Source organism: Methylorubrum suomiense, assembly GCF_022179765.1.
In the GTDB taxonomy this organism is placed as follows: Bacteria; Pseudomonadota; Alphaproteobacteria; order Rhizobiales; family Beijerinckiaceae; genus Methylobacterium; species Methylobacterium suomiense.
Genome location: NZ_BPRE01000028.1, coordinates 21,835 through 27,935, shown reverse-complemented (window position 1 = coordinate 27,935; position 6,101 = coordinate 21,835). Strand labels below are relative to the sequence as shown.

Genomic DNA, 6,101 nt, shown 5'->3' with positions numbered 1-6,101 from the left:
CCGCGGCATGCGCACGGTGAACCAGAAGGTGGAACCGCCGCCGTCGACCGAAGAGACGCCGATCTCGCCGCCCATTAGCTCGACGAGGTGCCGGCAGATGGCCAGGCCGAGCCCGGTGCCACCGAAGTCGCGCTGGATCGAGCCGTCGACCTGGCTGAAGCGCTGGAACAGCCGGTTCTGTTTGTCCTTCGGGATGCCGATGCCGGTATCGATGATGCGGAAGCGCAGGCGGTCGCCGCCCAAGATGCCTTCCTCCGGAGCAACGTCGAGCGTGATCGAGCCGGCCGCGGTGAACTTCACCGCGTTGTTGAGCAGGTTGAACAGCACCTGCCGCAGGCGGTTCTCGTCGCCCTTGAGCCAGCGCGGCAGGGCCGGGTCCATCCGAAGCCGGAACTCCAGCCCCCTGGCGTCGGCGGGCCCCCGGACGATAGACACGCAATTGTCGACCATGGAGAGCAGCGGGAACGGCGCCTCAACCAACTCGATGGCCCCGGCCTCGACTTTGGAGAAGTCGAGGATGTCGTTGACGACCGTCAGCAACGCGTTGCCCGAGGAGCGGACAAGCTCGGCCTGATGCTGGTTTCCGGGGTCGAGCCGCCCCGAGGCCAGCATCAGGTCAGTGAAGCCAATGACCGCGTTGAGCGGCGTACGGATCTCGTGGCTCATCGAGGCAAGGAAGTCGGTCTTAGCCCGGTTCGCCCGCTCGGCCTCCGCCCTCGCCGCCTCCGCCACCGCCCTGGCCTCGGAGAGCGCGATCTCGGCCACCTTGCGGGCGGTAGTGTCCAGCGTCAGGCCGATCACTCGGGAGGTCCGGCCGGAGGCGTCCGCTTCGACCCGACCGATGGCGGTGATCCAGCGCATGCCCCCTTCCCTCAGCGGCACGCGGAACTCGGTAGTGTAGCTGCCACCGCCCTCGATGGCTTGGGCGAGGTCGGCAAGGACGTGCGGGACGTCGTCGGGATGAGCGAGCGGCTTCCACTCGGTCTCGACGTCAACCTCGGTCTCGCGTTCCGGCAGCCCGTGCTGGCGGGCGCACTCCGCGGAGAACAGCACGCGTCCCGTCGCGACCTCGTAGTTCCAGGTGCCGGCCTGGGCGGCCTTCATCTCCGCCTCGTGGCGGTAGCGCTCGCTCAGGTCGAGGGCGATGCCGAGGAAGCCGAGTTCCAGCCCGTCCTCGGCGCGCAGGAGGCTGACGTTGAGCAGAACCGGCAGACGGTCGCCGCCCTTGGTGACGTAGGTCCACTCGCCGGGATCGGGCTGGCCGCCCCGGGCCTTGGCAACGAACACTTCGAAGCCCGGCTCGACGGTTCTTCCCAATTCGCGCGAGAGGACACCGGCCCGGCGCTCAACCTCGGCCGGATCATGGAACGTGGATGGGGTCGCCTTACCCACCAGCTCGTCGGCGGCGTAACCCAGCATCCTCTCGGCGGCCGGGTTGAACAGGGTGATGGTCCCATGCATGTCGGTGGCGATGACCGCGTAGCCGGCGTGGGCAAGGATGGCCCGCTGCAAGGCTGACCCGGCCCGCAGCGCCGTGGTCCGCTCCGCCACCTGCCGTTCGAGCGAGGCGTTGACCGAGCGGATGCGCTCCTCCGCTGCCGCCTGCTCGGTGATGTCGCGCGTAACGGCGGCGATGCCGGCGACGGAGCCGTCCGGAGTGCGGATCGGCGAGGCGGTCACCTGCACTGGGAAGATCGTGCCATCCTTGCGCACCCTGAGCGTTGAGAACGGTGGCACCGTCTCGCCGCGGCGGATGCGCAGCAGGACGTTGCGCTCTTGCGCCCAGAGGTGCCCGGGGACGATGAAATCCTCCGCCCTGCACCCGGTGGCCTCGGCGGCCGAGTAGCCGAACAAGCGCTCCGCACCTGGGTTCCAGTCGGTGACGACGCCGTCGAGGGACTTGCCGACGATGGCGTCGTCGGCGTTCTCGACGATGGCCGCCAGCCGCGCCTTCTCGACGGCGGCAAGCACCTCGCGGCGTCGACCGAGCAGGCGCACGTAGACCAGCCCGGCCAGAAGTAGCGAGCCGACGAGAACGACGATGGCCACTGTTGAGGGCGAGACTGGGTTCAGCCCCGCGATGAAGGCGGGCCGCGCGGCGACGTCGACGTCCCAGGTCCGGCCGAAGACCGACAGGCGTCGGGTCGACATTAGGCCGCCGGCCGGCGGTTCGGCCACGTCCCGGCTTACGTAGAACCGCGAGACGGCATCGGGCGCGACATCCCGAATGGCGACGTCGAGTTCCCCCGCGTCGAGGTCTAGACCGGTCAGGACCTCGTCGATGATGAGAGGCGCGTAGGTCCATCCGAGAGTCGCGGCGCGGCGCGCATCCGACGTGTCCGTGGGTATGCCGGGACGCAGCACCGGCAGGAACAGCAGGAACCCACGCTCCTTCAATCCGGTCGCCTGCACCAGCGTAATAGGAGCGGTCAGCGTTGCGGTGCCGGTCTCCATCGCTTGGAGCGCCGCCCCGCGCCGATGCTCCTCCGAGGCGACGTCGAGGCCGACGGCCTCGCGGTTGGCTGCAAACGGCTCGATGTACTGGATGACCCAGCGCTCGCCGTCGTGCGGCTTGAGTTGGCGGATGCGGAAGTCCGGGGCGCCGTCGCGGCGCGCCGCCATCGAGAACTCCGCCGCCTCGCTTTCCAGTACACGGCGGATAAAGCCGAACCCCCTGGCACCGGGGAACTCGTGTCCGATGTCCCGGGTCGACGCGTATCGGTGGAAGCCATCCCGGGTGATGCCGGCCTCGCCGGCCGCCGCCACGGCGCCGCGTGCACCGCGCACCGCATACTCGTATCGGGCCATGCGTTCCTCGACGAGGGACGCGACGCGGGTTGCCACGACCCGGAAGCGTTCCGCGGCGGCGCGACCGTTCCGGATCTGCGTCCATTGGGCGGCGCCGAGCGCCGCGACCAGGCCGAGGACGACGACCGCGAGCGCCGCCACGCACGGCGCCGAACATCCCTTGCGACCATCGAACGTCGAGCCTCCGGTTCCGGAGGCGGTCCCGGTCGCGCCAATGTCCGACCCGTTCGTCGCCATGTCCCGCTTCCCCCCTTTCCGAGGTCCCGCCGGTACGGACGCGCGGTAGGCCCGCGCTTGTCGCCGTCCGGGACGGGACCGGTCCTCAGACCGCCTTCCAGTTCATCCGGCGCAGCGCGCCCTGACTGAAGCGCGGGTCGCCTGTAACCTCCCGCCCGACCCAGTCGGGTAGCGCCAAATCCTGATCTTCCCTGGTCAGCTCGACCTCCGCGGTCACGTAGCCGTCTAGATCACCTCCGTAGACATCGACCGTCCATGTCAGGCCGCCATGCGGCACGCTGTGACGAAGCTTCTCGATCCGGTTGTCGTCGAGTACCGAGGCCAGCAGAGCATCCGCTTGGCGCACGGAGATCTCGCATTCGAACTCCATGCGGCTGATGCCGGTCCGCGGTCCCTTGACCGTTAGCCAGGCGCGGGTGCCATCTTTGCGCACCCGAACCTTCATGCCGCCAGCCGCACCAATCAGACCGTCCGAGAGCCGCCGGCTACCAGCTGCCAGCGCCCGCCACGCATCATTCCTGACGAGGAACTTGCGCTCGGTCTCCAGCCGCAGCGACCAAGTTTCGGCCATTAGGTTGGCAACGGCGCCGCACATCACCGCTCGCATCAGGATCGCGAGCTGCCCGACCTCGAAGGGCTTTTCGAGGAAGCGGGAGCCAGCGACCATGTGCCGGGCCTCCATGCTCTTCCCAGACAGATAGATGATTGGCAGGCGCGGACGTAGCGACCGCACCTCGGCAGCGAGGAAAAAGCCATCGATGGAGCCGGGCATATAGACGTCGGTGATCAGCGCATCGAGGCGTTCGCCGTGAGCCACGTATTCGAGCGCGGTGATGCCATCCGAGCAGGTGACGGCTTGGTAACCAGCAGATGAGAGTTCGGCCGCTACGATGCGCATGGCGATGGGATCGTCCTCGGCAACGACCACGACAGGCTTTTTGACTGGGGCGTGCATCGAAGATTTCCCGGCATGCGGCACGCGATCGCGCCAGATCCACACGAAACTGCTACGACGCGGCGGGGCTGAGTATCCAGTAGACTTCACGGACATCAGGAGATGCCCGAATAGACCAGTTGGCCTACGGTATCTGCGGGACCGACGAGTTCGAGGACGGGCGAGGATGACCCGCAGCACCGGCAAGGCCATCATCGCGGACGATGATCCGTTCTTCCGCATTGCGCTCGCCAGCATTCTGACCGAGCACTTGGGTATTGCAGAGATCCATCAGGTGGGCTCACTCGACGAGGCGCTGGAAGCGCTGGCCGAGAAACCGGACGTTCGCTTCGCGTTGTTCGACCTCGCCATGCCCGGCATGGAAAGCCCGGCCAGCTTGTCTGCGGTTCGGGAATGCTTCCCGGACGTGCTGACCGTTGTGGTCTCTGGTTCGACCGAGCGAGAAGACGTCTTTCTCGCCCTCCGGGTCGGCATCCACGGTTTCGTGCCGAAAGGGTCCTCGGTCGAGGCCCTGATCCAGGCCCTGCGCATGGTGTTTGACGGCTTCGTCTACGTGCCTGCCTTCATCACCCGCGTGCCCGGTGCGGACGCACCTTCGGTAGCCGCGCCCGCGGCTTGGCGAGAAGCTGCACTGGATCCAACCGCAGCACTCACACCGCGCCAGAAGCAGGTGCTCGACCTGATCGTCGCTGGGCAGTCGAACAAGGAAATTGCACGGACGCTTTCCTTGGGGGAGGGCACCGTGAAGATCCATGTAGCGACCCTGCTGAAGGCGCTGGGTGTGCCGAACCGTTCAGCTGCAGCAGCCTGGGGCGGTGCGAACTTGGCCCGGCCGCGGCCTGCTCCGTAGGCCACTAGGTCTATCAGGCTGCCCTAAACAGTCCGCCAGGCTGAGGTGACGGTTGCGGTCGAGCGTGGCCAAAAGAAGGGGTCACCTTTCGAAGCAACGATCGCCATGACCTACCTTCTTGTCCCACCCGCACTCGCCGCTGCAGTGCTCGGCGTCAGCATCAGCTTGCATCCCGGTCAGCCCGCACCGCCGAGCGTCCTGCCCTCGCTGGTGCTCGGTTCGGCGCCGATCGGGGAGGCAGCGGTGCCGGGTCTCACCATCGCCCATCCCGTCATGCCCCCGGTTGATCCAGTCCGCTCGGTGCGCGTCGTACTGGCGTCCCCGTTCCCCGGACGTTGACGTAATTCCGAACGATGCGAGGATCCAATGCAGGACACGGTTGCCGATCTCGACTCCGCGACGTACGAGCAGGTCGCTAGGCTCCTCGGGTCTGCCCGTGCTGCCGAAATGCTTGGCCTGCTTCAGGAGACGCTGGTTCGTCTGAGCGGCATGCCTCAGGATGAACTCGTCAGTCGGGCCGGTCTGGCCAGCGTGCACCGCCTCAAGTCAGAAGCCGGGCTCATGGGCTTCAACCGGTTGTCCCGTGCCTGCGAGGTGGTCGACACCGCTGGGGCTCGGGGCAGCATACAGCAGGGCGACCTACAGAACCTACGTGAGGCTATCGCGACCGCCCGGTGGATCATCGGCGCGCGGATACGGACACCAGTTCAACTGTCTCCATGAGAGACCAAACTACCAAACCAAAGTCAGCACCTTGATGCCATCTGAGCGGCGAACCTACCGCATCTTTGAGAGCTAGACCTGCTGCTGTCACCTAGAAGCTTTCGGGAGCAAAAGGTAAGGTCGCGAATGACATCTGAGATCATTGATTAACCGGTCACTTCACACCCCGACCGGTGGTTGGTTCCGCCTTGGTGGTACGGTCATAATCCCCCCAGTGACTGTGGCACTCAGAGCGGAACGTCGCGCAAGCGGCGTAGGGGTCAACCGAGAGGTTGGCCCCTTCCTTATGTTCTACCCATCCTGCGCAAAACTGTGGTTGGCGACGGCCCACACCTGCCTCACGAACCGTCGGCATCACATCCCCTACCCGCGCCGAGCGGCCGAACGACTTGGTCGCGATCGGTTTCGCAATCCGCTCCCAAGCAAACGGCTCAGCATAGGGGCAGCCAGCGTGCGCTGGGTTATATGCGAAACTATCATTTATGAACGGCACGTGTCTCGCTCCCCTGTGACGCACGGGGAAGTGCG

At 66.4% G+C, this 6,101-nt stretch carries 5 protein-coding genes; 3 read left to right on the top strand and 2 right to left on the bottom strand.

Features of this window, described 5'->3' with window-relative positions:
- Together MFF26_RS25895 and MFF26_RS25890 are read right to left on the bottom strand one after the other, a co-directional pair.
- A partial coding sequence (locus MFF26_RS25895; protein ID WP_238308923.1) for a PAS domain-containing hybrid sensor histidine kinase/response regulator occupies positions 1 to 2,949 on the bottom strand: 2,949 nt, incomplete at its 3' end.
- 181 nt (positions 2,950 to 3,130) lie between these two features.
- On the bottom strand, positions 3,131 to 4,000 hold the full coding sequence (locus MFF26_RS25890; protein ID WP_238308922.1) for a response regulator: 870 nt from the start codon (positions 3,998 to 4,000) through the stop codon (positions 3,131 to 3,133).
- Between the two features lie 166 nt (positions 4,001 to 4,166).
- On the opposite strand from MFF26_RS25890, the gene MFF26_RS25885 reads away from it, so the two are divergent.
- From MFF26_RS25885 to MFF26_RS25875, 3 genes are all read left to right on the top strand, one after another.
- Positions 4,167 to 4,850, top strand: a complete 684-nt coding sequence (locus tag MFF26_RS25885) for a LuxR C-terminal-related transcriptional regulator (RefSeq protein WP_137830257.1) — start codon at positions 4,167 to 4,169, stop codon at positions 4,848 to 4,850.
- A 105-nt stretch (positions 4,851 to 4,955) separates the two neighbouring features.
- Positions 4,956 to 5,189 carry a hypothetical protein gene (locus tag MFF26_RS25880; RefSeq protein WP_238308921.1) on the top strand — a complete coding sequence of 78 codons (234 nt, stop codon included), beginning with the start codon at positions 4,956 to 4,958 and terminating at the stop codon, positions 5,187 to 5,189.
- A 27-nt stretch (positions 5,190 to 5,216) separates the two neighbouring features.
- Complete coding sequence (locus MFF26_RS25875) at positions 5,217 to 5,573, top strand: Hpt domain-containing protein (RefSeq protein ID WP_238308920.1); 357 nt, start codon at positions 5,217 to 5,219, stop codon at positions 5,571 to 5,573.
- Positions 5,574 to 6,101: the final 528 nt, after the last annotated feature.

Bases quoted from the DNA above. Each gene is read 5' to 3' on its own strand.
- MFF26_RS25890 (WP_238308922.1), bottom strand. From the start codon at position 4,000: ATGCACGCCCCAGTCAAAAAGCCTGTCGTGGTCGTTGCCGAGGACGAT.
- MFF26_RS25885 (WP_137830257.1), top strand. From the start codon at position 4,167: ATGACCCGCAGCACCGGCAAGGCCATCATCGCGGACGATGATCCGTTC.
- MFF26_RS25880 (WP_238308921.1), top strand. From the start codon at position 4,956: ATGACCTACCTTCTTGTCCCACCCGCACTCGCCGCTGCAGTGCTCGGC.
- MFF26_RS25875 (WP_238308920.1), top strand. From the start codon at position 5,217: ATGCAGGACACGGTTGCCGATCTCGACTCCGCGACGTACGAGCAGGTC.